The organism is Pseudomonas sp. SID14000, from assembly GCF_002165135.1.
GTDB lineage: Bacteria > Pseudomonadota > Gammaproteobacteria > Pseudomonadales > Pseudomonadaceae > Aquipseudomonas.
Window position 1 is genome coordinate 215,930 of the sequence record NZ_NFZQ01000004.1, and the last position, 24,511, is coordinate 240,440.

The window sequence follows — 24,511 nt, forward strand, 5'->3', positions numbered from 1 at the left end:
TCTCAAAAATATACAGAAAACAGCTTTCAGATTACTACCAGCATCACCTGCACACCCCGGAAAATGCTTGCGCCAGGCAAGCATCCGCCGAACTCACCTTTCGAACTCCAGCATTAAGGGCGATGGTGTCCGCGTAGCTTTAAGCGGACGCGATCACCCTTCTCGCCAGGACATCCTGCTCATGAGCGGTTTCAAAAACCAGGCCATGAGCTAACCGAAGATCGATTAGCGTCATGGCACTACGGACATACGACGGATACGTCATGCAGGGTGATCGGGATATTTCGTCTGTTCATCGGGTAGACCGTTGTGCTCCTCTTGGCTATTGCGAGCGCTGGAGTGCTGATGGCCACAGCAATTGTCATGCCCCCCCCTTTCACCGTGTTCATGTCCGCCATGCCCATGTCCCCGGTGCATGAAAAAGTGCATCAGTGGGCAGGCCAGTAGCAGCAGGAATGGCAGATATGGAAGGACGTGAGCCCTATGCTCGGTGAGCAGGAAATAACCGGCGATGGCCAGGAAGCCTAAAAAGTACCAGTTGGTGCCCCTTGCGCGGTTCTGGGACAAGTGATGATGGCTCATGACGGCACTCCTTGGAGGGAACGGGAGGGAGGGTCATGACGCAAGGCCACATCCAATTTTGCTGAAGCGCTATCGTGGGCGCGAGCATAGCGAGCTAGAGCATCGGTTTACGTGTCCTATGCGTCGAACATTCAGGGTAGTGAATCGCATGAAGTATCAAGGCAAATGCTTCCTTTTCAGTTGCCGTTTAGCCTCGTCCATGTCCTTATCAAATTGGCGGACGCCTCGAAAAAGTTGGACACCGACCAAGATCGGGCACAGCAGGAAAATTGCTGCTATGACAAATGATTCTTCGGTCAGTCCCAACAGGTAAAGCACGGTGGCGATGCCCACAACACTCACGAGGAGGCAGAGAACAAAAATCTCGCGTTTCATGATTTGGCCTCCTGACTTAAGCCAATATGGGCACGTTTTAGCAACGCGGAGTTGGCGATCACTGATAATGAGCTGAGCGCCATCGCGGCGGCAGCAATGATGGGATTAAGCAGTCCGAAGGCCGCGATTGGAATGCCGATGCTGTTGTAGATGAACGCCCAGAACAGGTTCTGTTTGATCTTGACCATGGTTGCGCGTGACAGCTTGATCGCGGAGACCACGTCGCGTACATCATTCTTGAGCAAGATGATGCCGCCGGTTTCCTTGGCTACATCAGAACCCGAGCCGATGGCGATGCCGATGTCAGCGGTGGCCAGGGCAGGTGCATCGTTGACACCATCACCGACCATTGCCACGACCTGCCCTTCGCTTTGCAATTGGCGGATCACTGCGGCCTTATCGTCCGGCAAGACCTCGGCAATCACTCGCTCGATGCCGACCTGCCGCGCGACCGCTTCGGCAGTACGGTGGTTGTCGCCGCTCAGTAGCACGACCTTGATGCCGCTTGCCTGCAATGCCGCGACGGCTTCAACCGCTTCGGGCTTAACGGTATCGGCCACAGCAATCACCCCGACCACACGCTCGTCCACACCGACCAGCATGGAGGTCTTGCCATCGGCTTCCAGGCTGGCGAGGTGCTTCTCGGCAGCCTCGGTCGAAATGCCTTTGCGGGAGAATAAACGCCGGTTGCCCAGCCAGATTTTTCGATTATCAATACTGCCTTCGATGCCGTGGCCGGCGACCCCATTGATGCCGGTCGCTTTCGGCAGAATGATGCCGCGATGCCGGGCAGCGCGGACTATCGCTGCGCCGAGCGGATGTTCTGAACCAGACTCCACGGCGGCGGCGAGCATCAAGACCTCGTTTTCCAATGCTGTGCCAAGCAGGATCACATCGGTTACGTTTGGTTCGCCTCGGGTAATAGTGCCAGTTTTGTCGAACACCACCGTACTCAGTTTTTCTGCTCGCTCTAACACTTCGCCGCCGCGGATAAGTATGCCGTTATTGGCACCCTTGCCAACACCGACCATTAACGCGGCGGGCGTCGCCACGCCCAGTGCGCAGGGGCAGGAAATGATCAACACCGCGATAAAGGCCAATAACCCCTGCGGGAAATTCCCTACAAGAGACCAGCCGACCAGGGCCAGCAGTGCGACCGACACCACCAACGGTACAAAGTAGCTAGTGACCTGATCGGCCAACCGTTGGATCTGCGCCGTGCTGGTCTGGGCTTCTTCGACCATCTTGATGATTTGTGCCAGTGCGGTGTCGGCACCGATCCTGCTCGCCTTGAAAGTGAACACGCCACTGCCATTGAGCGTACCTCCGATCACCGGACTGCCTGGGTGCTTGTCAACCGGCATCGACTCACCGGTCAGCATGGACTCATCTACCGTTGAGTGCCCCTCACTGACATCGCCATCGGTAGGGACTTTTTCGCCAGGTTTGACGATCAGAAACTCGCCGGCCATAACGCTTTCAGCGGGCAGGTCGATTTCCTGGCCATCACGAATCACATGCGCGATCGCCGGTTTGAGATCAAGTAAGCGTCGTACTGCGGCAGAGGACTTCTTCTTGATGATTTCCTCCATGTACCTACCAAGCAATACGAAGGCAATGATGACCGCCGACACCTCGAAATAAACGTCGCGCTCGGCTACCTTGACCGGCAGGGCATCCGGAAAGAACAACACCGCGACGCTGTAGAAATAGGCAACCGACGTGCCAAGGGCGATCAGAAAATCCATGTTGATGCTACGGGTGCGAATGGCGTTCCACGCCCCCTTATAGAAACTCCAGCCACCGATGAACTGCACCGGAGTGACCAAGAGGAAAAGCCAAATTCCCCACGTGAACCACGGTAGCGCCGGGATCGGCACCCAAGTCAGCAGCGTCGCACCAGCAGCCAACGCAATGAAGGCGCCCGCACGCAGCAGCGCCAAGGCCAGTACACCTGTGAGGGCAATGGTCACGCGGGTTTTCATCGCCTTCAGTTCACTTTCTGGCGACTCGAAGGTGCGCAGGCAGGTATCGCTGCAAAAGTAATAGCGGCGCCCGCCACGTTCTCGTGACAACGCTTTGGTCTTATCTACCATCATCCCGCAGATCGGATCTTTCGCCATTTTTTCTGATGCAAGCGCCTGCGGGTGTTGGCTGTGCTGCATGTGTGATTCGTTCATCGCTGCCTCCTACTCGAAGCGGCTATCAAGGCCTTCCACAGAGCTTGGCGGACAGCCAGGCAAACAAGGTGCCGACCGTCGCGCCCCATACACTCAAGACCAAGAGTGGCCCGACGAAAGTCGCCACACTGTAGTCTTGCGGAGCTTGAAGGCGACCAAAGTCGAGTCCATGGAACAAGGCGCCAAGAAAAGCAACACCCTGCGCTGGCCATAACGCATAAAGCAGCGCGCAGATGGTGTAGGAAATGGCCATGGTCAGGGCCAGGGAAATTCCGGTTCTCCAGGGAGCATTCATGACTGCTTTCCTGAGCTTGGAGGAGCGCCAGTAGGTGTGTTGGGACTGCGGGGGGATGACCAAGGCAGGAACGCCGGAGTATGTTCGCAGTAAGTGCGATAGGCATCGCCGAAGTGCGCAAGCATCTCCTGTTCTTCCTGCTTCGCCAGCTTGGCATAGACCAACAGGAGGATTGGAAACATTATAAAGGTGATCAATGTCGGCCACTGCAAGAGAAAGCCAAACATGATCAGTACAAAGCCTACATATTGCGGGTGACGGATCCGCGCATAGGGCCCGTCGAGCGCTAGTTGTCCAGTATTTTGGGCCTTGTAGAGCACACGCCAGGCGCTTGCTAATAACCAGAAGCCGCCTGCGATCAGCAGGTTGCTGATAATGTGGAATGGCCCCCAATGCGGATTGACCTTCCAGCCCATAACAGTTTCGAGCAAATGCCCTGCGTCGTGTGAGAGGAAGTCGATGCCCGGGAAGTTACGAGAGAGCCAGGGCATCAACAGGTAGATGGTCAGCGGAAAACCGTACATTTCGGTAAATAGAGCTACCAGGAACGCCGAGAACATGCCAAAGGAGCGCCAATCGCGGCTCGTCTTAGGCCGTGTGAAGCTGAAGGCGAACAACACAAACACTAATGAGTTGATGATGACCAGCGACCAGAGACCGTAGGCCGATTCAGTATGGTTCATGATTGGTGCTCCTCACTTGCCGGATGTGTTTGCTGTTAGTGCCTTCGCTGAGGGTCGCCGTGGTCGTAGGGCATAAACAGATGCACAAGTGGGCAGGTGGCTAATTGTAGGTAGGGTAAGGCTCTCCCCTTTTGTTGTGTGCTCAATTGGCAAGAGCTGTAAATTGTGTCCATGGCCCGGAACATCCTGCGACTCTGACTGTTGTCCTTGTGGTTCGTGATCCATATCAACCTCCTACTGCCCAGGGAATCATCAGCGTCGGCTCAGTCAGCTACCTCGCCATGCCGGATACTCATCGTGTGAGGTAGAAATAGCTGAGTCGCGAAAGATCCGTGCTCAACCAGACAGAGCGACCGGTGCCCGGCCACTCTGAAGTAGGGGGTTAATCGTTGGAACGAACAAAAATCAGGCGGGCTGGGCGTTCCGGCGGTGCGGGGCGTTTCAGTGTAAGAGCGGCGAAGGAGGATTTATCCTCGGAGTTAAGCACTATTATTACTGCCGCAGTTAGCAGCAAAAGGACGGCCCAATGGACGGGGTCTAATGCAGGAGTCTGCCATGTGGGCTTTATCGCCGTGGCGGTTTCCTCACAGGTCTGGAGGCAACCACTGGCGTGGAGAGCATGACCATCCACCACATACTGCTCGGCATGGTGTGGCGCGGCTATATTGTGATCCGGTTGTACCAAGCACCCTTGGATTGCCATTACGGCCACAGCCAACACCCACACCACGAGGGTGAGGCGCAACAGGCTTCGGCGGCGACGGCGGAACCAGTTCATGGGGTACCCCCTCGACTTATTACGTCGTATTGATTTTCACTCTAGCCAGGAAGGCAATGAAGAAATTGATCAAAATCAAACTAATCAATGAACTGATGCTCGAGGTCTCGGGCCGCCTTGAATCGTCCCTGGTTATGGGCTGGCATCGACACCCTACAGATGCGCCAAGCGCAGGTCCTCTATTGAGAAATGATGTGTTTACCTTTACGTAAGCTTAAGGCTGACGATGGTATCTGGTCATTTGTGAAGGCTCCCCAGCAGCCCTAGCACGGGGATGAGAGCAATGCTCAGGTGTATTGGCCAGACGCTTACGAAGAAACCCACCGGAAGTGACGACACCGATACCTGACAAAAAGACATCGGCGTCGCTTGCCTGCTCCGGCAATCTGTCAGGGTCAACTCATCTCTGGAACGAGGTGGCTCATGAATGTCAGGTTTTCAATAGCGTGCATATAAGCGGAGAATCTCGGATCTCCATCGTTGAACGCCTTTGCCACTTTTTGTGCGCTTTCAAGACTGTCCCACATTGCCAAGTCCGCGAAGACGCGGTCGTCGCTCATAGGGCAGTAGGCACGGTAGTCGATCAAACCAGGAAAGGTCTTTAACGTTTCACGAAGCCCTGCGCGGAGCGCAGGCATTTGTGCAACGCACTCCTGTTTGACCTTGAAAATGGCTAATTCGAGTACGTGAGACGTGTGCTGCATGGGGATGACCCTCTATGTGTCAAGGAGTCCCCATTATCAGTGGCTCATACTGACAGCGTAGTGTCAGTGGTGGTGATCGGTTTCCACTGGCTTGCCTGGTGCTTCATATAGGCCTGGAGATCAAGGGCAGGATTGTTGGGTGATGGTTGTTGGGCAATAGCAATGGAGGTTATGCGATCGACCCGAAAATCGCGGTAAGCTGCCCTGGCACTACACCAGCTTCCAACTGTCCACTTTCCTCCCCAGTAGAAAAGGCCAAGGGGGAAAATGAGGCGTTGCGAAACCGCACCGTCCAAGCTGGTATAAGTTATCTTCAGCGCCTGAGCGCTTTCAATCGCCTTTCGAAGGGTTGCAAGATGACCACGCGTCGAGGAAGACGTTGTTCCAAGTGCCCTGATTTTTGCCGAGCTGGGGTCAACCTTGTGATGGACTATGGAGGCCGAGACTTTGCTCAACAACATCCTTGCAGCAGCACTTAGATCGTTATCGGCGGAAGCTGAAAGCATTTCCATCCCGAGCATCAATGCATCCAGTTCGAGCCTGTTCAACGTTAGAGGTGGCATCTCAAAATCGGCATCCAAGGCATATCCCACGCCAGCGGTACCATAGATTGGGACTCCACTGAGGGAAAGGTCGTCGATGTATCGATAGATTGAGCGAACGGAAACGCCAATTCGGCTAGCCAGTCGTTCAGCAGAGATTGGCTGATGGACGCGAATCAGATTTACCAATTGAAACAAGCGATCAGCTTTACGCACGAGGTGTACTCAATTGAGGGTCCTTTGCGAGCTCATTGGCGTCGCGAAATACTCGCAGCATGATGTGCGCAATGCGGCCGTATGAAGCGAATGCGGCTCCATGGCCTTTGGCAGGGCAAGTCGCTCGAAACTGACGGCTGCGCACAGGCAGCTTCATTCATTGGCTTAGCTCCGTCTCCTCCTGCTTGAAAATACGGAATCCGCGCGCCTGATAATTCCGAAGCGCGGCAGGATGGTCGAATGTGCATGTATGTACCCACACCCGCTCTGTACCGTGCCATTCCCACGCTGTTCGAACAGCGTGACTCAGGAGCGCTCCGCCGAAGCCACTCCCTAAAAATTGAGGTGCCAGCCCAAAGTAACGGATTTCGCTGTTACAGCCATCGGGGCGATAAAGCTCGTAGTAGCCGGCTATCGCACCACGGTGATAGGCAACCCAGGTACGGTGGCAATCCTGTTCAACGAGTGCCTGCCAGTCAGAAATCCCCCAGGTATCAAGATCGCCCCACTCCCAAGGCGTGCCTACCAGCTTGTAGAGAAACCGATTGAATTCCGCCTGCGGCACTTCACATTCAATGATTTGGAGGTCGTGACGCGGTGGTTTTTCCTTCAGCTCGGAAGCCGAGACCATTTCCAGGTAATAAGTGGTGCAAGACCGTTCCATCGTAGACTCCCTGCGTGCGATCAGATAAGCATGCCAGCTACGGGCCGACTGCGGCTACACCTGATGTTTGCTTCGGGTCGACAACTGCCGCTCGCCAGTGACTGCTACCGCCCCATACATGCCAACTATTGGTGTGAAACATGCCAGTGACCACCGGGCCCGACATCGAGCCCGGTGATTTTTCACTACCTTACCAATTGTGCGTATAGCTGGCAGTCAGCACAGTGCCTGGAGCCGGCAAGTGGCTGGTGTTGTTGTTATTACGCAGCAATTGGCTATAGAGCGGGTAGTAGTCGCGATTGAACAGGTTCTGGATGCCGACGCTCACCTTGTCGTCAGCAGAGATCTGGTACTGGCTGACCAGGTCCACTGTCGTATAGGTACTGACCTGATGTCGTCCAAAACTGTCCACTCCATCGAGCCTATAGTCCTTGGCATCAAAGAACGTTGCTTGCAAGCGGTTGCTCCAATCCAGGGTCGGCTTGTACTGGATGTAGGCGGTCAGTTTCAGGGGCGGAACGCGATAGCCGGTCATGTCTTGCCAGCCCTTGCCATCCGGCTTCTCTCGTCCACGCATCCAGGTCGCACTACCCCCTGCGCCCCACACCGCATCGTCCGATAGCCAATCGACGCTGGCTTCAGCACCGTAAATGCGCTCCTTGGTTCGGGTCAGAATCAGGCCATTGTTGAAACTTTGCACGTCTCCCAGTTTGGAGGTGGTGTAGAACAGTGCCAGGGTGCCCAGGGTGTTGCTGCCCAGCTCACCGCGCCAACCAAGCTCATAGTTGTTGGTTTTGACCGGTTCCAGGTTCGAGGCGTCGATGTCGAAGCCACGGCGTGCATTTCGCAATTGAATGCCGACGTCAGGCAACTGGAAGCCCTGGCTGAAGGACGCGTAGATTTCCTGGCCGAGCACTGGCGAGTAGACGATGCCAAGGTTCGACAGCACCGCATCGTAATGAATCTGCCCCCCCTTCACTGCCACAGGGGAGGCAGCCCTGGATTCGGACAACGGAACGAAGTCATCGAATTCAGCGGTGGAGTATTCGTAACGCAGGCCGCCGTCGACCGACCAATGCTCATCGAAACGATGCTGTAACTGCGCGAACGCACCGGCGCTACGAGTCTTGAGCGGGGGCATGTAAGTGAGCTTGCCGGTCTTCTCGAAGACCAGGCCGCCACTGGCGTCATAAGCCGCAGGGTCGAAGACATCGAGCGGCATGTCGCTGCGTTCCTGGTTATAGTCGCCACCCCACACCAGCTCGGTACTGCCGCTGTCGCCAAGCGGCGTGCGCAGGGTCAGGCGGCTTCCGAACACTTCGCTGTTCTGCATGATCTGGTCTACATTGCCGCCGCGGGTGGCAACGGCCCGGGCGTCAAACGGCGTAAAGCGGGTGAAGTAGTCCCGGTAATACATCTGGGCAGAAAGCCGGCTTCCGAGAATGTCGAGATTCTCGTAGTCCAGGTTCACCAGTGTGTTGCGAATGCGGTTCTGCTCGTCAAGATCCAGGCCCTTGATCGCATTGGCCGGCACCGAGCCTGCGGGGAGTTTCGCAACGCTTGGGTCTGTAGCGTAGTCGGAGTCCTGACGTGCGTCGTAATGGCTGACAGCGAGCTGGACTCGCTGGTCCTCGTCGATGCGCAGCCCCAGCTTGCCGCCAATGTTGTAAATGTTCGAATCGAACAGGTCGCCTTGACTCGGCTCCGGAGCAATCCGGTCGCCGTGCGCATCGTACGAGGCTCCAATGTGGCGGGTACCGAAGTCGAACGAGTAGTCCACCGCCCCCTGAGAGCCCGCGAAGTATTGCTGGAACTGGCCCCCCAGGCCGTCGCTGCCCAGGCGGGTAAGCGGCGAGGTGGCGCTCAGGCTGGTTTCGGCACGGTTTTCGCCACCTGCAGGTCGTGTGGTGATGGAGATGATGCCCCCCGTGGCACCGCTGCCGTAGATAGCGCTGCTGCCACGGATGACTTCGACCCGTTCGATCAGTGCTGGGTCGATGTTGGCCAGGTTGCGAGACGAGTCCCGGTTGGTATTGAGCGGCACCCCGTCGACCATGACCAACATGCTGCGCCCGCGCAGGGTCTGCCCGTACTCGGTAACGGTGCGGCTGGAGTCGGACATGCCCGGAATCGCCTTGGCCAGTACCGTGGCAAGGCTTTCTGAACCCTGGCGCAGCTCTTGCAGTTGTTCATGCTCGAGAACGGTGGATTGCCGCGTCGCGGAAACCAGGCTGCTACTGGTGCGTGAAGCGGTAATCTCCATCTGCGCCATTTCCACGGGCACGCTTTGGGTCTCGGGACTGGATGTTGGAGCACCCTGCGCGACGATGACGAAGGTGCGCTCATCCTTGGCCTGTACTTGCAAGCCACTGTCCTTGAGTAGCGTTTGAAGTGCTTCCTCGGGCGTGAACCGCCCCTTCAGCGCGGGCGTGTTTCGGTCTGCAGCGAGATCGCTGGCAAAGATGATCTGTACCGAAGACTGCTGTGCCAGGGCATTGATGGCCTCACCCAGCGGTGCGGCAGGGAGATCCACGCTCACCCTTTCCCGGCCCTGGGCCGACATTGCGATGAGCAAGCTACTGGCAAGCAATGACAGGCGTAGTTGACGACTACGGAGGGGAAAATGCACTTCTCGAGTTCCTTTTTTTAGTTGGCTTTTTTCAATAGCCGCCATGGAAATCGAGAAACCCTACCTGCGCCTGAGAATTATTTTCTTATCGGTTTGCGTTGAATCCGGACGCTGCCATCCCCTTGTTGCAGTACGGCGACGGGCAGGATGCTCGGTAGCAGATCCAGCAGCAGGTCGACATTGTGCACCTCGAAGACCCCTGTCACCTTGAGCGCAGCCAGGCTTGGGTCGTTCAGCTCAATGGATGCCTTGCGATAGTGGCGCAGCAACGATACCGCTTCATCCAGCGGCGTCTGCTCGAACACGATGCGATCATCTTTCCAGGCCATCGCCTTGGAGGCGTCGACCTTCGCAACCGGCATCAGTTGCCCGCCAATCGAGTCCACCTGCTGCCCTGGCCTGAGAGTGACAGGCGCTTGCCCTGCAGCAGCTACGGCGACGTCAACGCGCCCACGGGCCAAGGTCACACGAACCTCGTCGTTATCCAGGCGGCGAACATTGAACAGCGTACCGAGCACCTTGACTTTCGCCAGGCCAGCGGACACTACGAAGGGGCGGTACACGGCCGAAGACACATCGAAGAGGGCTTGCCCAGCGCGCAGGTCGACTTCGCGGCTGAGTAGACGCCAACTGATATCGACCTGCGTGCCGCTGTCGAGCAGCAGTTTGCTTCCGTCGCCCAGCAGCAAAGCGCTCCGCTCACCAATGGCGGTAGCGAAACGCTCGCTCTTGTAGACGGGGTTCAGCCAGGCCAGGGCTGCAAAGGCGATCGCAACCGCTAGCGTGATACCTGCCGACTTTACCGCTCTCGAGGAGGCTGGCCTGGACGGCGGCACGGGGAACAGGTGTTTGAGCTCTTCACGATGTCGCCCCAGAGCCTCGTCCAGTGGCGCTTGTTCGGGCTTGTTCGTCATGCGTGCACCTCATCGCGTCCAAGCCGTTGCCTGCACGCTGCCAAACCCAGGCGTACGTGCTTTTCCACCGTCTTGATGGAAATACCGAGGCGATCAGCTACCTCTGCCTGGGGGATTTCGTGAATCTTGTGCATGACAAAAACGGCTTGGCAGCGAGGTGGAAGGTCTGCGATAGCGTTGACGAGCAGTTGAAACTCGCGCTCAGTGTCATACCTGCTCATCGGGGTGGCTGCCGGGCAGGCCACCTCTGGTAGCTCGGAGATTGCCTCCACCCGGGCGACTCGGCGACGATCGCTACGATAGCGACTCACGGCGGTGTCGTTGGAGATTTTTCGCAGCAATGCCAGTGGGGTCCGAACGTCCTCCTTCTCACCGCGCTCAAGCAACTGCACGCACACGTCATGCACGACATCGCGCGCCATGCTCCTGTCGCCGAAGCGTCGGCGAATGTGGTCCACCAGATCGTCGTAGTGACGTACCAATGTAGACAGCAACGTCGGTTTGGCGGGATCGAACGACACGAGGCATCCTGGAAGAGGGCTAGGCTCCGGAGAGAAGATCCAAGTGTAAATGAGAAATAATTGCGAATAAACACCCTCTTCCACTCCCGCGGTCAGCCGCTCGAGTGGGCGTAAGGCGTATTTGGAGGACCGGTTCCAGGATGCGAGAACCACGCCGGCAGGCTACGCCGTCGAGGCATGCCCATGGGCAGAAAGGTAAGGAACTGTCAGCCCGTTGGCAATGGCACTGGCTTCAAGCTTCACACGCTCCGCGTCCAGAAAAACATATGCGGCTTGCAGCGTGGCGATCTTTGCTTGAATTTCGGCCATCTTGCTGGCGACCAAGACCGCGCCTTGCGCGCAATCGATCTTGTTACCCCGCTTGGCCGCAAGGATGTCGCCGATCTCGGCGAGTGAAAAACCTCCGCTCTGGGCGCTCTGAATGAAGGCCAGATCAACAACGGTCTGATCGCTATAGCTGCGGTAGTTGTTGGCTTGTCGATGGGCAACGATAAGTCCGAGTTGCTCGTAGTAGCGCAATGTATGACGACCGACTCCACTACGGCGCTCCAACTCTCCAATATTCACAGTAAAAATCCTTGACTGTAGAGTAGGGTCTACACCTTAGCCTGCGCCCATCATCCGAACAAGGGTTCAGACATGAGCGTGGAATGCTTCGTCACAGGCGGCAGTGGGTTTGTGGGGCAACATTTACTGGCCCGTCTTACTGCGACAGGGCACAAGACCTGGGTGCTTATGCGCAACCCTGAAAACATTGAGCGCCTCAGAGAACAGGTAGGCCGGCTGGGAGGTAACCCTGCGTATATCCATGCAGTTGAGGGAGACATCAGCAGGGAGGGGCTTGGGCTCAGCGAAGCAGACCAACAGTGCGTGTCTTCGGCCGCTGTGGTCTTCCACCTCGCGGCGCAGTTTACCTGGGGCCTGACAATCGAGCAGGCCCGCGCAGTCAATGTACAAGGGGCGCTGAGAGTCGCCAGGCTCGCGGCGAGCCAGCGCATCCGCTTGCTGATGGTGGGCGGCTACATGCTGCAAAACCTTACCCACCTTGAACGTATCGGGATTGATAACGAGCACCCTGAAAACACAAATTGGCCCGCAGTCTACGCCCGTGTAGGTGGCTACGAAGGCAGCAAGCTGGAATCCCATTTTGCAGTCATCCGTTACATGCAGGACGCAGGCGCAGATTACACGATCGTTCATCCTGCTACGGTGTGTGGCCACAGCGAGAGTGGGCACATCCTTGAAGGACAACCTCTGGTCGGGCTCATTCGAAACCTGGCCCTGGGCCGATTCAAAGCTGTCCCCGGTTCCGCCAGGCACTGGTTGCCATTGGTGAGCGTCGATTACCTGGTGACGATGATAACCTGCGTGGCGTTCGACCCCTCGATGGCCAACCGGCAAGTCCTGGCGCTTTATGAGCACACACCGAACTTGCAGGGTATGCTCGAACAGTTGGCACAAACGCTTGAGGTCAAACCACCCCGCCGTCATATAGCGATAGGGTTGCTCAAGTGGCTATTGACGATTCCAGGGCTGGCTGCCCGATTCGCGATCAGCGCCGAGTCATTGAACTTTATTCAGACGCAGCGCTTCGACATGAGTAATAGCAAGAAACTGGAACAAAAGTACCAGCTGGCACATCCCGACATGTCGCGAACGCTGGAAAATACCGTGCGCTACATCATGGGTTACTTGCCTGATCGTCACGCTCACTCTTCTGAACACCCTGTTGGAAGATAACGGCGTCGCGTAACAACGTCGGACATTCCAGCAATTTAGGTGTTATATTTTTGAGCATGAACCGGATAGTTACTTCCTGACCGTCTGGTTAGTTAAAGCGTGTCGACGCTCAACTTGGTCTTTAGGGAAAAAGGCGCGTGAATTGACGTGAAGCGTGACATCCAGCTCGTTGTGCTACTGCTATCGGTCATCGGTTGTTCTCTCGCCTCGTTAACGCTGTGGAAGGTCATGGCCTCTCGCGAGCGCGCCCTGGACGATATCAACGTCCATGGCCTGAACCTGACCCAGGCACTGTCCACCTATTCAGAAGGTATCGTCCGACAGAGCTCGATGCTGCTGCTCGGCCTGGTTGAGCGCCTGGAAACCGAGGGCGCCGGACCTGAGCAGATCGAACGCCTGGGGCAGTTGGTCAAGCGTCAGCAACCGTTGATGCCGCCGATGAGCGGCATCACCATCTACGCCAAGGATGGGCGCTGGCTGATGTCGTCCAACCGTCCGACCCCCGTCGGTGCCAACAGCAGCGACCGAGCCTTTTTCATACACCACCGTGATGACCCGTCCCCCGATCCCTTCATCGGCCTGCCAATCCGTAGCCGCGTCACCCAGGACTGGGTGATCACCGTCAGCCGGCGATTCAACGATGAGCGCGGCGAATTCGCCGGCGTTGTTGCCATGACACTTGGCGTGGAGAACTTCCTGCAGCTTTTCGGCAAGCTGGACGTCGGTGATGACGGTGCCATCGGGCTGTCCTACGCCGATGGTTCGATGCTGGTGCGCTATCCGTTTCGGGAACAGGACATGGGACGCAACTTTTCGAAGTCGCCAATCTTCACCAAGTACCTCATCGACCAGTCAGCGGGCACCGCATCGTTCACCTCCAGCCTGGACGGCGTGGAACGCCTCTATGCGTTTCGCAAGAGTGACAAGCTACCCCTGGTGACAACGGTCGCGTTGGGCAAGCAGGAAGCACTCGCAGCCTGGCGGTTCGAGGCACTGCTGTCGTCACTGGTGGTCGCTGCGCTGCTCGCACTGACCGGGGCCATTGGCTGGCTGCTGATTAGAGCCATGAGCCGGCGAAGCGCGGTCGAAAATGAACTTCGGCTGACCCAACAGCAGTTGCTTGAGAGCAACCAACAGCTCGAACGCCAAGCGATGCACGATGCGCTGACGGGGCTTGCCAACCGGCGCTGCTTTGACGAGGCGCTGACCCAGGAGATCCGCACGGCGCATCGAGATGGGACCACGCTGACCTTGCTGATGATCGACATCGACCATTTCAAACGTTACAACGACACCTATGGGCATCCGGCTGGCGACGCCTGCCTGCAGCAGTTGGCTTACCTGCTCTCTTCCTGCATCCGCCGCCCTCGCGACCTGCTGGCACGCTACGGGGGTGAGGAAATGGCTGTAATCCTGCCCGATACCGACATCGACGGAGCGACCGTCGTTGCCAGGCTGATACTCGAGCGTTTGGCCCTGCAACCTATCCCTCACAAAGGCAGCCCTTTCGGGCATGTGACCGCCAGTATCGGCATCGCCTGCTCCGATGGAACGGCCCTCGACAGCCCGCCATCGCTAATTGAACGCGCCGACCAGGCGCTCTATATCGCCAAGCAAGCGGGCCGCAATCGCCTGCATGTCGACCGGGCGAATGTATAAGGCCAATTGACAAGGAATGTACTGATGCAATCTCATTTCGGCAAAGGCGTTTTCTTTGCACTCTGCGCCGCTGCACTGAATGCGACAATTGGCGTATTCAGCAAGGTACTGATGAACAGTGGGTTCAGCTCCAGCAGCATCGCCCTGATAAAAACCGTGCTCGGCTGCCTGCTGCTGTCAGCCTTGCTGCTGTTCCTGAAGCGGCCCCTGCATACGGCCAAGTGGCTCCATGCAGCCGTCTGCGCCTTTCTCGGCATTTTTGTGTTGTTCCACTTTGAAACCTCGGCCTATAGCCATTACGCCGCAGCGGGCGTCGTGGTAATCCTGATGGCGAGCGCCTCCATATCCTCGATATTGCTGGGAAGGATAGTCCTGAAGGACCCTATCACTGCCAACGCGACGGTAGGCGCCGGCTTGGCGATAGCCGGCATTGCCGTGATATTTGGAGCCGACCTGGAACAAGGCTTCACACTGCAAGGCGCAGTGCTCGCTTCGATTGCCGGCTGTGGTTATGGCGCATTTTCGGTTGCCATGAAGCGCATGGGCGTCTCTGGGGGGCTGCATTTCACTCGGCAGCTGTTGTTCTTCGGCAGTCTTTACCTGCTGATGCCGGCTGCGACCGATGGGTTCATCATGGGAGAGCTGTCGCTGGCGGCGGTCATGGCATTGCTGGCACTGGCCGCGTTGCCGACCATCCTCGGCTTTTTCTGTACCACCAAGGCCATCGAGTATTTGAAGCCATCGCAAGTTCAAGCACTGGAACTGACCGAACCGGTGTTTGCCGCGCTGCTGGCGTTCGTGATCCTCAATGAAGTACCGCGAGACACTTTGTACCTGGGGGCCGGGCTGATCCTCTTCGGGCTGTGTTTCTCCAATGAGCTGATCCGACTGGGCAAAAAAACGCCACAGCCGTCCGGAGCATGAAACGCGGCGAGCAAGCGCCCAAGGAGCGCATGCTCGCACGACCGCGTTACCAGATCGCAATATCGTAGGTCAGGTAGACCCGGTTGCTGTCGCGCCCCCGGGAAAAATCAGAGCGGTAGACATAGTTGCGAAGTTTCACGCCCAGCCCTTTCACTGGCCCGGATTGCACCACATAGGCAAGCTCCACGTCACGCTCCCATTCGCTGAGCCCGGCATCAGCGGAGCGCCCGTTGTCCCCGCTCAGGTAGCGCGCCATGAAAGTGAGCCCGGGGACACCGGCTGCGGCAAAGTTGTAGGCATAGCTGGCCATCCAGGTTTTCTCTTCCTCCTCGATGAACTTGCCGATGCCCACGTTACTGAACGAGTAGACCGTCGCGCCGCTGATGTATGGCAATCCAGCCTCGCCGTCGAGAATCTGGTAACCGGCGCCGAAGGTATGCCCGGAATGAGCGTAGGAGAGCTGCCCACTGAACATGTCGTTGTCGATCTGACCACCATGAGCGGCCCCGCTGTCGCGGCTCTTGAAATAGCGCAAGTCGGTGGTCAACACCCCGCCGGCCAATGGCAGGTCGTGGACCAGGCCTAAATAGTCCTGACGATAGAAGTGTTCGAGCTGGCCGTGGTAATAGCTCAAGCGCAGCTGCTTGCTGACGGCATAGTCGGCGCCGGCAAAGCTGAAATCGCCAGACTCGCTGCCACCGTAGCCATCCAGGAACAGACCCGTGCTGTTGGAGGAGTCCCGCTGCTTGAAGCGGTCCAGGTGCCCGGCGGTCAGGGTCAGGCCATCGACATCGGTGCTGGTCAGTTGCGTGCCCTGGTAGGTCTGCGGCAACAATCGCGCATCGTTGTACACCAGCACCGGTGTCTTGGGCAGCAAGGTGCCATGCTTGACGATGGTCTGCCCCAGTCGCGCCTTGGCCGTTACCCCGGCACTGGCGAACTCGTCCGCGGCACGGCCATCGTCATGGACCGGCAGCAAGCCGGTACCGCTGCGGCCACGGCCCGAATCGAGACGGACGCCCACAAGCCCCAGGGCATCGAGCCCCAGGCCCAGCGGACCTTGGGTGAACCCCGATTGGTAGTCCAGCAAAAAACCCTGCGCCCATTCCACCCGCTCGCTCTTGGCAGTTGCCGCAGCGCGGGCGCTCATGCCTTGTTCGTCGCGGAAGTTTTCGTTGAAGTAAACGTTGCGCAGTTGCAGTTTGAGCTTGCCGTCGTCGATGAATCCGGCAGCGCCGGCCACAGGCAGCCAGCCGCAGAGCAGGCCACAGGTGGCCCCGCGGAAAACAGTTCGGGACATGTTCGGTACTCTGTTGTTGTTCTTGGATGAGGTGGGCGCCAGCGGCGCCCGATGCAGATCAGACGAAGAAGGACAAGGCACCCGTGACCAAGGCCAACGCGGTGATGACCAGCGATGTCAGCACCGCCCATTTCACGGTGGCCTTCTGAAAGTCGCCAATATCACGATCGACCATGCCCACCAGCAGCAAGGTCGAGGCCACCAGCGGGCTCATCAGGTGCACCGGCTGGCCCAGCACCGAGGCGCGGGCAATTTCAACCGGGTCAATGCCATAGGCGGCCGCGGCATTGGCGAGGATCGGCACCACGCCAAAGTAGTAGGCGTCGTTGGACAGTACGAAGGTCAGTGGCATGCTGGTCAGCGCCACCACCAGCGGGAACCAGTGGCTCCACGCCTCGGGAATCCAGTCGACCAGGGTCTGCGCCAGGGCATCGACCATCTTGGTGCCAGAGAAGATCCCCGCGAAGATGCCAGCGGCGAATACCAGCAGCACCACGGTCATGGCGTTACCCGAATGGGCGAGGATGCGCTCCTTCTGCAGATCCAGTTGCGGGTAGTTGATCATCAGCGCCGCGACAAAACCGATCATGAACAACAGTGCGGAGTGCATGACGCCCATCACCAAAGCCGTCATGACGGCAATCACCAGCACCAGGTTCACATACGCCAGCCGTGGGCGTTTGTGCGGGTTGTCGCCGAGGATTTCCTTGATGTAGCAGTTACCGCCCCCAGACTCCAGGGCGATGTTGCCGATGCGTCGGCGCTCGGCGCGGCCGAGCAGGTAGGCGGTGAACACCACCCAGGCCGCACCGCCGATCACGGTCGGCAGCATCGGGATGAAATACTCGGTCGCATCCAGCCCGAGCGCGGCAATGGCCCGGGTTGCCGGCCCGCCCCAAGGGCTCATGCCACTCATGATGCTCAGCGACAACATGGACACCGTGGCGAGGATCATCGGGTTCATGCCAATGCGCTTGTACAGCGGCAGCATTGCCGCGCAGGTAATCATGTAAGTGGTGGTGCCGTCCCCGTCGAGCGCCACCAGCAGCGACAGCAGCGCGGTCCCGATGGCGATCTTGATCGGGTCGCCATTGACGCGCTTGAGGATCTTGCGGATCAGCGGGTCGAACAGGCCGGCATCGATCATCAGGCCAAAGAACAGGATGGCGAACAGCAACAGGGCCGCCGAGGGCGCCACCATCTTCAAGCCATCGAGCATCATCTTGCCCAGTTCGGGGGCAAAGCCTCCGATCACTGCGAAGACAATGGGTACCACGGTGAGTGCAACGATCGGTGACAGGCGTTTGCTCATGATCAGGTAGGTGAAGGTCACCACCATGATCAGGCCCAGGAGTGCGAGCATGGTCTAATCTCTTGTTTTTATTCTATTGCGGCCATCGGCAAGGCAGACGGCCCCCTACCCCACTCGACATCGCTGGGATGCTGAGTGGGATTTTAAGTCAACAATGGGAGGTGGAAGAGGCTTTCAGCCGTGATGCCGAGGCTCGGCAGGCCATTCGGCCGCTGCCGCGTCTGCCTCGGCCGGCGCAACCGCAGTGCCGTTCAGGCGGCGCAGCAAGGTTTCCCGCTCACAGGCATTCTCCGACAGTGAGATGACCACGGTGGCCACGGCGTTGCTGGCCAGGCTGGTCAACGCACGCGCCTCGGACATGAAGCGATCGATGCCGATCAGCAAGGCAAGCCCGGCAAGCGGGATGTCGTGAATGACGGTCAAGGTCGAGGCCAGCGCAACGAAACCGCTACCGGTCACACCCGCGGCGCCTTTGGACGACAACAGCATGATCGCCAGCATCGTCACCGTCTGGCCGAGGCTCAGATCAATGTTGCAGGCTTGGGCGATGAACACCGCCGCCAGCGACAGGTAGATGGCAGTACCGTCGAGGTTGAAGGAGTAGCCGGTTGGCAGCACCAGCCCGACCACACCTTTCTTGCAGCCCAGCTTTTCCAGTTTTTCCAGCATGCGTGGCAGTACAGGCTCGGTGGACGATGTGCCGAGCACCACCAGGAACTCCTCGCGGAAATAGCGCAGCAGCTTCCACAGGCTGAAGCCATGGGCACGGCAGATACCGCCGAGCACCACCAGCACGAAAAACGCACAGGCGATGTAGAGCGTACCGACCAGCTTGGCCAGTGCGCCCAGGGACGTCACGCCGTACTGCCCGACGGTGAAGGCCAGCGCACCGAAGGCACCGACCGGGGCGAAGCGCATCAGGTAGCCGAAAATGCGGAACACCATGGTCGAGGCAGACTCCAGCACATCGAGTACCGGCTTGCCCTTCTCGCCCATGGACGACAGGGCAAAACCGCTGAGCACCGCGATGAACAGCACCGGCAACACTTCACCCTTGCTGAACGCCCCGATGAACGTGTCGGGAATGATGTGCATGAAGAAGTCGACAACACTGAGTTTCGCCGCAGACGCGGCGTACTGGCCGAGCCCCTCGGTGCTGAGCGTGGCCGGGTCGATGTTCATGCCGACCCCGGGGCGGAACAGGTATACCGCTGCCAGGCCGATCATCAGGCTGATAACGGTCAATACCAGGAACAGCAGCAAGGTCTTGCTCATCAAACGCCCGAGGGAGCGCTTGTCGGTCATCCCGGCAATGCCGGTGACGATGGTGCAGAAGACCACCGGCGCGATCATCATCTTGATCAGCTTGATGAACGCATCACCCAGGGGCTTGAGCGCAACGGCCTGTTGCGCCCAGAAGTGACCGACCACCACGCCCAGCAGGACGGCGCAGAGGATCTGGAAGTACAGCGATTTGGCGAGTCTCATGAGGCATCACCCATTGTTGAAATTGTGCGGATGCGCTTGTTGCAAATGTAAAAGTGTGGGCTGCCGCCCGACCTACCCCGCCAACCTGCGGAATGTAGGGGCATAAACGAAGCCTGAGAACAGCCGCCGGGCAGTTCGCACCACCGAGGCCTGAATCGTCTTGCCATCAGCACCGCTGCGTGACAGCGCGACATCGATACCGCCACTTGGGTGTTCCAGGCGTACCTCGGCCAGTTGCTCGGCGCCCTCGCCCAGCAGTTCGCCGATGACCGTACCTGGGCTGACGCAGGCAGTCGCCAGCCCTATCGCTCCGGTGATGGCCAGGGCGCGATGGCAGTTGTGCGGCATGAAGTAGCGAACCTGCAACGTGCCGTCATAGCGGGGCTTGGACACCAGCACCGGCTTCGGGATGACCATACCGCTGACATCACCCAGGCCCATGGCCTTGCCGGCCTTCAGGCGCAACGCCTCGAGGCGCTCGAGCAATCCGCCGTTGGCGTCGAGTTCGGCCGGGGTTTCCGAGCCGGTGACACCCAGCTGGCTGGCTTCAATCACCATCATCGGCATGGCCATGTCGATGCAGGTGACCGATACGCCATCGATCACATCCTTGGCCTTGCCAGTCGGGAACAGCTTGCCGGTCTTGCTGCCGACCGCATCGAGGAAGGTCAGGTGCACCGGGGCGGCAGTGCCCGGTACGCCATCGATCGCCGTACGGCCTTCGTAGCGCACGATGCCGCCGGGGGTTTCCACCAGCGAATTGACGAAAGTACCGGTGTTGAGGTTGCGAATACGCACCAGTGTCTTGCCGTCCTGGCCTTTGACCAGGCCCTGTTCGATGGCGAACGGGCCAACGGCGCACAGCATGTTGCCGCAGTTGGGCGCGGTATCGACCCGGCGCTGGGCGACCATGACCTGCACGAACAGGTAGTCGACATCGGCGTCGGCATGCAGCGAGGGGCTGACAATCGCTACCTTGCTGGTCTGCGGGCTACCGCCACCGATACCGTCGATTTCCAGTTCATGCCCGGAACCCATCAGGTTGATCAGCAATTCGTCGCGTTCGACCACATTGGCAGGAAGGTCCCATGCATGGAAAAAGGGGCCCTTGGAGGTGCCACCGCGCATGAGTACGCAAGGAATTCGTTGCATGATTTCGCACTCTTGTTGATCAATGGACATCATTGATGCTGTGGACAAAAGATTGACAGGGATGGATAAATCAATCCAATGCAAATATCGTAGTCATTGTTCCGATTTGAGCATCAATAAAGAGCCCAATGCCAAGAGCGAACCGAGATGGAATATGAGCTGCAAGACATACGATCTTTCGTGAAAATCGCCGAACTCGGTAGCTTCCACGAAGCCGCAGAAGCGCTGCACCTGTCCCAGCCTGCCTTGAGCCGACGGATCAAGAAGCTCGAGGAAGGCTTGGGCACGTCGTTGCTGGAACGCACTACCCGTCGTGTCAGCCTTACCAGTGTCGGGCGTGACTTCCTGCCCAAGGCCAGGCGCCTGCTGGATGACTTCGAGGACTCGATCCTGAGCATTCGCGAACTCGCCGAACGACAGACCGGCCAGGTAACCCTCGCCTGTATCCCGACCGCGGCGTTCTATTTCCTGCCGTCGGTGATCCGCGACTACAACGAGCAATACCCAAAGATCCGCATTCGTCTGCTGGACCTCAGCGCCAACGACGGGCTCGAAGCCGTGCTGCGGGGTGAGGCCGACTTCGGCATCAACATGATGAGTGGCCAGCACCCGGACATCGAGTTCGTCTCCCTGGTACAGGAGCATTTCGTCCTGGCCTGCCGCAGGGACCACAAGCTGGCGAACCGTGAAGCCGTCACCTGGACAGAGCTGGCCGACTACCGCCTGATCGGCGTAGGCCGACTGAGCGGAAACCGGATGCTGCTGGACCATGCCCTGTCCGGGCTCAACCTGCGGCCCAAGTGGTTCTATGAGGTTCAGCACCTGTCCACCTCGCTGGGCATGGTCGAGGCCGGGCTGGGCGTATCGGCCATGCCCAGCCTGGCCATGCCCAACGCCGACCACCCGACGCTGGTCAGCGTGCCGCTGATCGAACCCCAGGTAACCCGTACCCTGGGGTTGGTCTACCGCAGAGGGGCGTCGCTGTCGCCAGCAGCGGAGAAGTTCGTGTCGATCCTGCTGGACAAGTGGCCCAATCGTTGAACGCAACGGCTTGCTTCTGGCTCGGCGCGGTGCAGGAGAGATGCGGGCTGTGTTCATGGCTCACTCACCTCCCAGGCCCAGCCGGCTGGGCCGGCGCTTCTCGATTGCAAACTTGAGCAGCGCCGCGCTGCGGAACAGGCCATGGGCAAACTTGCCATAGGGCAGCGTGATGAACAGCGCCATGACCGTCCCCAGGTGAATCGCCAGCACGATCGCCATCGCCGCTGTATCACGCAGCCCCAGCAAGGCAAGACCAGTGGCGCTGACCAGCAACAGAAGCAGGATGAAGGCCCGGTCCATGGGGCGCTGGGCAGCATCGCCCTGCTCCGGCGCCCTGCGCAGGTTCAGCGCCAACAGCCCGGCCGGCCCGACGATCAAGCCAATACCCCCGAGTGTTCCGAGCAACACCGGCGCACTCAGCAGCGGGTACGGGGCGTGCTGGCCCAACAGGTAGTGATACCCGGTGGCAACCACCGTGGCGGCAAAGCACAACATGAAGCCGTAGAAGGTGAAGTGATGGAAGCGTCGGCGCCAGAGCGTGTAGCGATCATCGGCGTTGTTGCAACCTTGGCCGTGCCCGCCGTCCAGGTACTTCAGGGTCAACGCCGCGCTTGATGCCTCGAACACTGCCCCTTTGGCCGGTTGCGCCAGCGCCTCGCCCGGCGAGACCGAACGCCAGAAGCGACGTACCGCCACCGCCAGGGCCACGCCTGCAGCGACAAAGACACTACCGAACATCAGCGCCAGGGTGTTGTGCGGGAAGACTGCATAGAAATTACCCGCCAGCCGACCGGGTAGCAGCGTGCCATTGGCCCACAATGCCAGCAGCAGGAACAGCGACAAGGCCACTGCCAAGGCACTGGCGACATAGGTGCCGTTGTGCCGATACAGCCGTCCGAAGAGGGTCGGCCAGGCGTACTCGGCGTAGGTCTGCCCGCGCACCTTGGCCATCGCCTGGGGCACGTTGACCGCGAATTCGTGGGGCTGGGCGTACTGACAGGCGTGCAGGCAAGCACCGCAGTTGTGGCACAGGTTGGCCAGGTAATGGATGTCGGCCTTGCCGAACTCCAGCCTGCGGGTCATCGCCGGGAAAACGGCGCAAAAGCCCTCGCAGTACCGGCAGGCGTTGCAGATCCGCATTTGCCGGTCCACTTCCCGCTCCTCCAGGTTCAGCACCGGGATCAGTTCGAGGGCCGACCGGGCGGTTTCAGGCTGGCGTGGTTCAGGCAGTTGCGCGGTCATGGCGATTCTCTTTTTCTGGATGTTCGTGACCCGCCGCCGCAGCGGCGCTGGTGCCGGCGATACGGCCGAAGGCGGTGCCGATGGACATGCCGACACCTGCGGTGTAGCCCTTGCCCAGTACATTGCCCGCCATCATCTCTCCGGCAACGAACAGGTTCGGGCTGGGACGCCTGTCGAAATGAACCGCGGCTGTTTCATCGGTGCGCAGCCCCAGATAGGTGAAAGTCACGCCAGGACGCAGCGGGTAACCGTAGTAAGGAGGCGTATCGATCGGGCGCGCCCAGTGGCTTTTCATCGGTTCCAGGCCCACGGTGTGACAGTCGTCCAGCCGGGTGTGGTCGAAGGTGCCCACCTGGCAGGCCCGGTTGTAGGCATGCACGGTTTCGAGGAAGGCCTGCACAGGCAAACCGAGCAGGCCGGCCAACGCCTCCAGGCTATCGGCGGTGGCGCCAGGGAAAACCGGCGGCATGAAACGACCGAGGGCTTTCTGGTCGATGACCGAGAACCCCACCTGCCCGGGCTGATGAGCCACCAGACGTCCCCAGATGGCATAGCGCTTGGGCCAGAAATCTTCACCCTCATCGTAGAAGCGCTGACCGTCGCGGTTGACCACCACGCCCAGCGACACACAATCGATGCGCGTGCAGATGCCGCCATCGTACAGCGGTGCGCGTGCGTCGATCGCCACCATGTGCGCCTGGGTCGGGTCACCAATCGTGTCGGCGCCCTGTTCGATCATGCGGCGCAACAGCACCCCGTCATTGAAACGCGTGCCACGGATCAGGAAATTGTCTGAAGGCCACTCCCCTCGCTCGTTCTGCCCCCAGGCCTCGCGCAACCACTGTCGGTTGGACTCGAAACCGCCGGCGGCAAGCACGCAGGTGCGCGCCTCGATGCGCTCGGCGGGCAGGTGCCGCCCCTGAACTTCACGCGCCGGCACATGGGCCGCAACGAAACGTCCGTCCTGTAGTTCGATGTCGGCTACAGGCGTGTCGTAGCGTATCTGTACCCCAAGGTTTTCGGCGCTGCGAAAGTAGGCATTGACCAGCGCCTTGCCGCCACCCATGAAAAAGGCATTGGTCCGTGCGGTGTGCAGCGCACCGGACAATGAGGGCTGAAAATGCACACCATGACGGCGCATCCACCCGCGGCAGTTGGAGGACGCGCGGATCACCAGGCGCGCAAGCTTTTCGTCGGTCTGGCCACCGGTGACCTTCAGCAGGTCCTGCCAGAACTCTTCTTCCGGGTACGCCTCGACCAGCACATCCTGCGGGCCATCATGCATGCACCGCAAGTTACGCGTGTGTTGAGAGTTGCCACCACGCCAGGCGCGGGGTGCGGCCTCGAGCAGCAACACGCTGGCTCCGGCCTCTCGCGCCATCAGCGCGGCACAGAGGGCGGCATTGCCCCCTCCGATGACTAGCACATCGATCATTTCGCCTCCAGGTCACGAAGAGCCGATTGTTCGGGTGCTCCTCGTGGCCACGGACTTTAATGAGTGCCCGGTGGGCGCGAAACGCGATCGTCGAGGGGAGGCATTCAGTTTTTCTAAAGGGGTTGGATGAGTGAC

At 59.1% G+C, this 24,511-nt stretch carries 23 protein-coding genes; 4 read left to right on the top strand and 19 right to left on the bottom strand.

What is annotated here, in order from left to right:
- Positions 1-261: 261 nt before the first annotated feature.
- From CAY82_RS07885 to CAY82_RS07950, 13 genes are all read right to left on the bottom strand, one after another.
- The gene (locus tag CAY82_RS07885) at positions 262-582 is read right to left on the bottom strand and encodes a DUF2933 domain-containing protein (protein WP_087500713.1); all 321 of its coding nucleotides are present in this window, start codon (positions 580-582) and stop codon (positions 262-264) included.
- 156 nt (positions 583-738) lie between these two features.
- The gene (locus CAY82_RS07890) at positions 739-957 is read right to left on the bottom strand and encodes a hypothetical protein (protein ID WP_087500714.1); all 219 of its coding nucleotides are present in this window, start codon (positions 955-957) and stop codon (positions 739-741) included.
- Positions 954-3,137, bottom strand: coding sequence for a heavy metal translocating P-type ATPase (locus CAY82_RS07895; RefSeq protein WP_087500715.1), 2,184 nt, complete (start codon positions 3,135-3,137; stop codon positions 954-956). The genes CAY82_RS07890 and CAY82_RS07895 overlap by 4 nt, the downstream gene beginning before the upstream one ends.
- Before the next feature lie 25 nt (positions 3,138-3,162).
- Positions 3,163-3,432, bottom strand: coding sequence for a DUF5676 family membrane protein (locus CAY82_RS07900; protein ID WP_087500716.1), 270 nt, complete (start codon positions 3,430-3,432; stop codon positions 3,163-3,165).
- A complete protein-coding gene (locus CAY82_RS07905; RefSeq protein WP_087500717.1) occupies positions 3,429-4,115 on the bottom strand; it encodes an isoprenylcysteine carboxylmethyltransferase family protein in 687 nt (228 codons plus the stop codon). The genes CAY82_RS07900 and CAY82_RS07905 overlap by 4 nt, the downstream gene beginning before the upstream one ends.
- 35 nt (positions 4,116-4,150) lie before the next feature.
- Positions 4,151-4,300 carry a DUF2933 domain-containing protein gene (locus CAY82_RS27265; protein ID WP_087500718.1) on the bottom strand — a complete coding sequence of 50 codons (150 nt, stop codon included), beginning with the start codon at positions 4,298-4,300 and terminating at the stop codon, positions 4,151-4,153.
- 988 nt (positions 4,301-5,288) lie between these two features.
- A complete protein-coding gene (locus CAY82_RS07920; RefSeq protein ID WP_087500720.1) occupies positions 5,289-5,597 on the bottom strand; it encodes an antibiotic biosynthesis monooxygenase in 309 nt (102 codons plus the stop codon).
- Positions 5,598-5,641: 44 nt separating this feature from the next.
- A complete protein-coding gene (locus CAY82_RS07925) occupies positions 5,642-6,355 on the bottom strand; it encodes a YafY family protein (protein WP_087500721.1) in 714 nt (237 codons plus the stop codon).
- A 157-nt stretch (positions 6,356-6,512) separates the two neighbouring features.
- Positions 6,513-7,019: a GNAT family N-acetyltransferase gene (locus tag CAY82_RS07930; protein ID WP_087500722.1), complete on the bottom strand. Its 507-nt coding sequence runs from the start codon at positions 7,017-7,019 to the stop codon at positions 6,513-6,515.
- A 190-nt stretch (positions 7,020-7,209) separates the two neighbouring features.
- Positions 7,210-9,648, bottom strand: a complete 2,439-nt coding sequence (locus CAY82_RS07935; RefSeq protein WP_087500723.1) for a TonB-dependent receptor — start codon at positions 9,646-9,648, stop codon at positions 7,210-7,212.
- A gap of 77 nt (positions 9,649-9,725) precedes the next feature.
- Positions 9,726-10,562 carry a FecR family protein gene (locus CAY82_RS07940; protein ID WP_087500724.1) on the bottom strand — a complete coding sequence of 279 codons (837 nt, stop codon included), beginning with the start codon at positions 10,560-10,562 and terminating at the stop codon, positions 9,726-9,728.
- Positions 10,559-11,083, bottom strand: coding sequence for an RNA polymerase sigma factor (locus tag CAY82_RS07945; RefSeq protein WP_087500725.1), 525 nt, complete (start codon positions 11,081-11,083; stop codon positions 10,559-10,561). The genes CAY82_RS07940 and CAY82_RS07945 overlap by 4 nt, the downstream gene beginning before the upstream one ends.
- Positions 11,084-11,245: 162 nt before the next feature.
- Entirely contained in the window at positions 11,246-11,650 is a 405-nt protein-coding gene (locus CAY82_RS07950) for a MerR family transcriptional regulator (protein ID WP_087500726.1), read from the bottom strand.
- Positions 11,651-11,722: 72 nt separating this feature from the next.
- Between CAY82_RS07950 and CAY82_RS07955 the strand changes: the two genes are divergently transcribed.
- The 3 genes from CAY82_RS07955 to CAY82_RS07965 all read left to right on the top strand — a co-directional run bounded on the left by CAY82_RS07955 (position 11,723) and on the right by CAY82_RS07965 (position 15,406).
- Positions 11,723-12,823: an SDR family oxidoreductase gene (locus CAY82_RS07955; RefSeq protein WP_087500727.1), complete on the top strand. Its 1,101-nt coding sequence runs from the start codon at positions 11,723-11,725 to the stop codon at positions 12,821-12,823.
- A gap of 147 nt (positions 12,824-12,970) precedes the next feature.
- The gene (locus CAY82_RS07960) at positions 12,971-14,482 is read left to right on the top strand and encodes a sensor domain-containing diguanylate cyclase (protein WP_170931047.1); all 1,512 of its coding nucleotides are present in this window, start codon (positions 12,971-12,973) and stop codon (positions 14,480-14,482) included.
- Positions 14,483-14,506: 24 nt separating this feature from the next.
- Complete coding sequence (locus CAY82_RS07965; protein ID WP_087500729.1) at positions 14,507-15,406, top strand: DMT family transporter; 900 nt, start codon at positions 14,507-14,509, stop codon at positions 15,404-15,406.
- A gap of 46 nt (positions 15,407-15,452) precedes the next feature.
- Here the strand turns inward: CAY82_RS07965 and CAY82_RS07970 are convergent, their stop codons facing one another.
- From CAY82_RS07970 to CAY82_RS07985, 4 genes are all read right to left on the bottom strand, one after another.
- A complete protein-coding gene (locus CAY82_RS07970; protein ID WP_087500730.1) occupies positions 15,453-16,706 on the bottom strand; it encodes an OprD family porin in 1,254 nt (417 codons plus the stop codon).
- A 58-nt stretch (positions 16,707-16,764) separates the two neighbouring features.
- Positions 16,765-18,069 carry a CitMHS family transporter gene (locus tag CAY82_RS07975; protein ID WP_087500731.1) on the bottom strand — a complete coding sequence of 435 codons (1,305 nt, stop codon included), beginning with the start codon at positions 18,067-18,069 and terminating at the stop codon, positions 16,765-16,767.
- A 123-nt stretch (positions 18,070-18,192) separates the two neighbouring features.
- On the bottom strand, positions 18,193-19,506 hold the full coding sequence (gene dctA / locus CAY82_RS07980) for a C4-dicarboxylate transporter DctA (RefSeq protein ID WP_087500732.1): 1,314 nt from the start codon (positions 19,504-19,506) through the stop codon (positions 18,193-18,195).
- A 72-nt stretch (positions 19,507-19,578) separates the two neighbouring features.
- Positions 19,579-20,658: a 4-oxalomesaconate tautomerase gene (locus tag CAY82_RS07985; RefSeq protein WP_087500733.1), complete on the bottom strand. Its 1,080-nt coding sequence runs from the start codon at positions 20,656-20,658 to the stop codon at positions 19,579-19,581.
- Positions 20,659-20,805: 147 nt separating this feature from the next.
- On the opposite strand from CAY82_RS07985, the gene CAY82_RS07990 reads away from it, so the two are divergent.
- Positions 20,806-21,699, top strand: coding sequence for a LysR family transcriptional regulator (locus tag CAY82_RS07990; RefSeq protein ID WP_016714082.1), 894 nt, complete (start codon positions 20,806-20,808; stop codon positions 21,697-21,699).
- A gap of 60 nt (positions 21,700-21,759) precedes the next feature.
- On the opposite strand, the gene tcuB is transcribed toward CAY82_RS07990, so the two are convergent.
- A complete protein-coding gene (gene tcuB / locus CAY82_RS07995; protein WP_087500734.1) occupies positions 21,760-22,941 on the bottom strand; it encodes a tricarballylate utilization 4Fe-4S protein TcuB in 1,182 nt (393 codons plus the stop codon).
- Positions 22,922-24,376 carry an FAD-dependent tricarballylate dehydrogenase TcuA gene (tcuA, locus tag CAY82_RS08000; RefSeq protein ID WP_087500735.1) on the bottom strand — a complete coding sequence of 485 codons (1,455 nt, stop codon included), beginning with the start codon at positions 24,374-24,376 and terminating at the stop codon, positions 22,922-22,924. Before tcuA ends, tcuB begins: the two co-directional genes overlap by 20 nt.
- Positions 24,377-24,511 lie beyond the last annotated feature (135 nt).

Excerpts from the sequence above, each read along its gene's own strand:
- CAY82_RS07885 (WP_087500713.1), bottom strand. The coding sequence starts at position 582 with ATGAGCCATCATCACTTGTCCCAGAACCGCGCAAGGGGCACCAACTGG.
- CAY82_RS07890 (WP_087500714.1), bottom strand. The coding sequence starts at position 957 with ATGAAACGCGAGATTTTTGTTCTCTGCCTCCTCGTGAGTGTTGTGGGC.
- CAY82_RS07895 (WP_087500715.1), bottom strand. The coding sequence starts at position 3,137 with ATGAACGAATCACACATGCAGCACAGCCAACACCCGCAGGCGCTTGCA.
- CAY82_RS07900 (WP_087500716.1), bottom strand. The coding sequence starts at position 3,432 with ATGAATGCTCCCTGGAGAACCGGAATTTCCCTGGCCCTGACCATGGCC.
- CAY82_RS07905 (WP_087500717.1), bottom strand. The coding sequence starts at position 4,115 with ATGAACCATACTGAATCGGCCTACGGTCTCTGGTCGCTGGTCATCATC.
- CAY82_RS27265 (WP_087500718.1), bottom strand. The coding sequence starts at position 4,300 with ATGTTCCGGGCCATGGACACAATTTACAGCTCTTGCCAATTGAGCACA.
- CAY82_RS07920 (WP_087500720.1), bottom strand. The coding sequence starts at position 5,597 with ATGCAGCACACGTCTCACGTACTCGAATTAGCCATTTTCAAGGTCAAA.
- CAY82_RS07930 (WP_087500722.1), bottom strand. The coding sequence starts at position 7,019 with ATGGAACGGTCTTGCACCACTTATTACCTGGAAATGGTCTCGGCTTCC.
- CAY82_RS07940 (WP_087500724.1), bottom strand. The coding sequence starts at position 10,562 with ATGACGAACAAGCCCGAACAAGCGCCACTGGACGAGGCTCTGGGGCGA.
- CAY82_RS07955 (WP_087500727.1), top strand. The coding sequence starts at position 11,723 with ATGAGCGTGGAATGCTTCGTCACAGGCGGCAGTGGGTTTGTGGGGCAA.
- CAY82_RS07965 (WP_087500729.1), top strand. The coding sequence starts at position 14,507 with ATGCAATCTCATTTCGGCAAAGGCGTTTTCTTTGCACTCTGCGCCGCT.
- CAY82_RS07970 (WP_087500730.1), bottom strand. The coding sequence starts at position 16,706 with ATGTCCCGAACTGTTTTCCGCGGGGCCACCTGTGGCCTGCTCTGCGGC.
- CAY82_RS07975 (WP_087500731.1), bottom strand. The coding sequence starts at position 18,069 with ATGCTCGCACTCCTGGGCCTGATCATGGTGGTGACCTTCACCTACCTG.
- dctA (WP_087500732.1), bottom strand. The coding sequence starts at position 19,506 with ATGAGACTCGCCAAATCGCTGTACTTCCAGATCCTCTGCGCCGTCCTG.
- CAY82_RS07985 (WP_087500733.1), bottom strand. The coding sequence starts at position 20,658 with ATGCAACGAATTCCTTGCGTACTCATGCGCGGTGGCACCTCCAAGGGC.
- CAY82_RS07990 (WP_016714082.1), top strand. The coding sequence starts at position 20,806 with ATGGAATATGAGCTGCAAGACATACGATCTTTCGTGAAAATCGCCGAA.
- tcuB (WP_087500734.1), bottom strand. The coding sequence starts at position 22,941 with ATGACCGCGCAACTGCCTGAACCACGCCAGCCTGAAACCGCCCGGTCG.
- tcuA (WP_087500735.1), bottom strand. The coding sequence starts at position 24,376 with ATGATCGATGTGCTAGTCATCGGAGGGGGCAATGCCGCCCTCTGTGCC.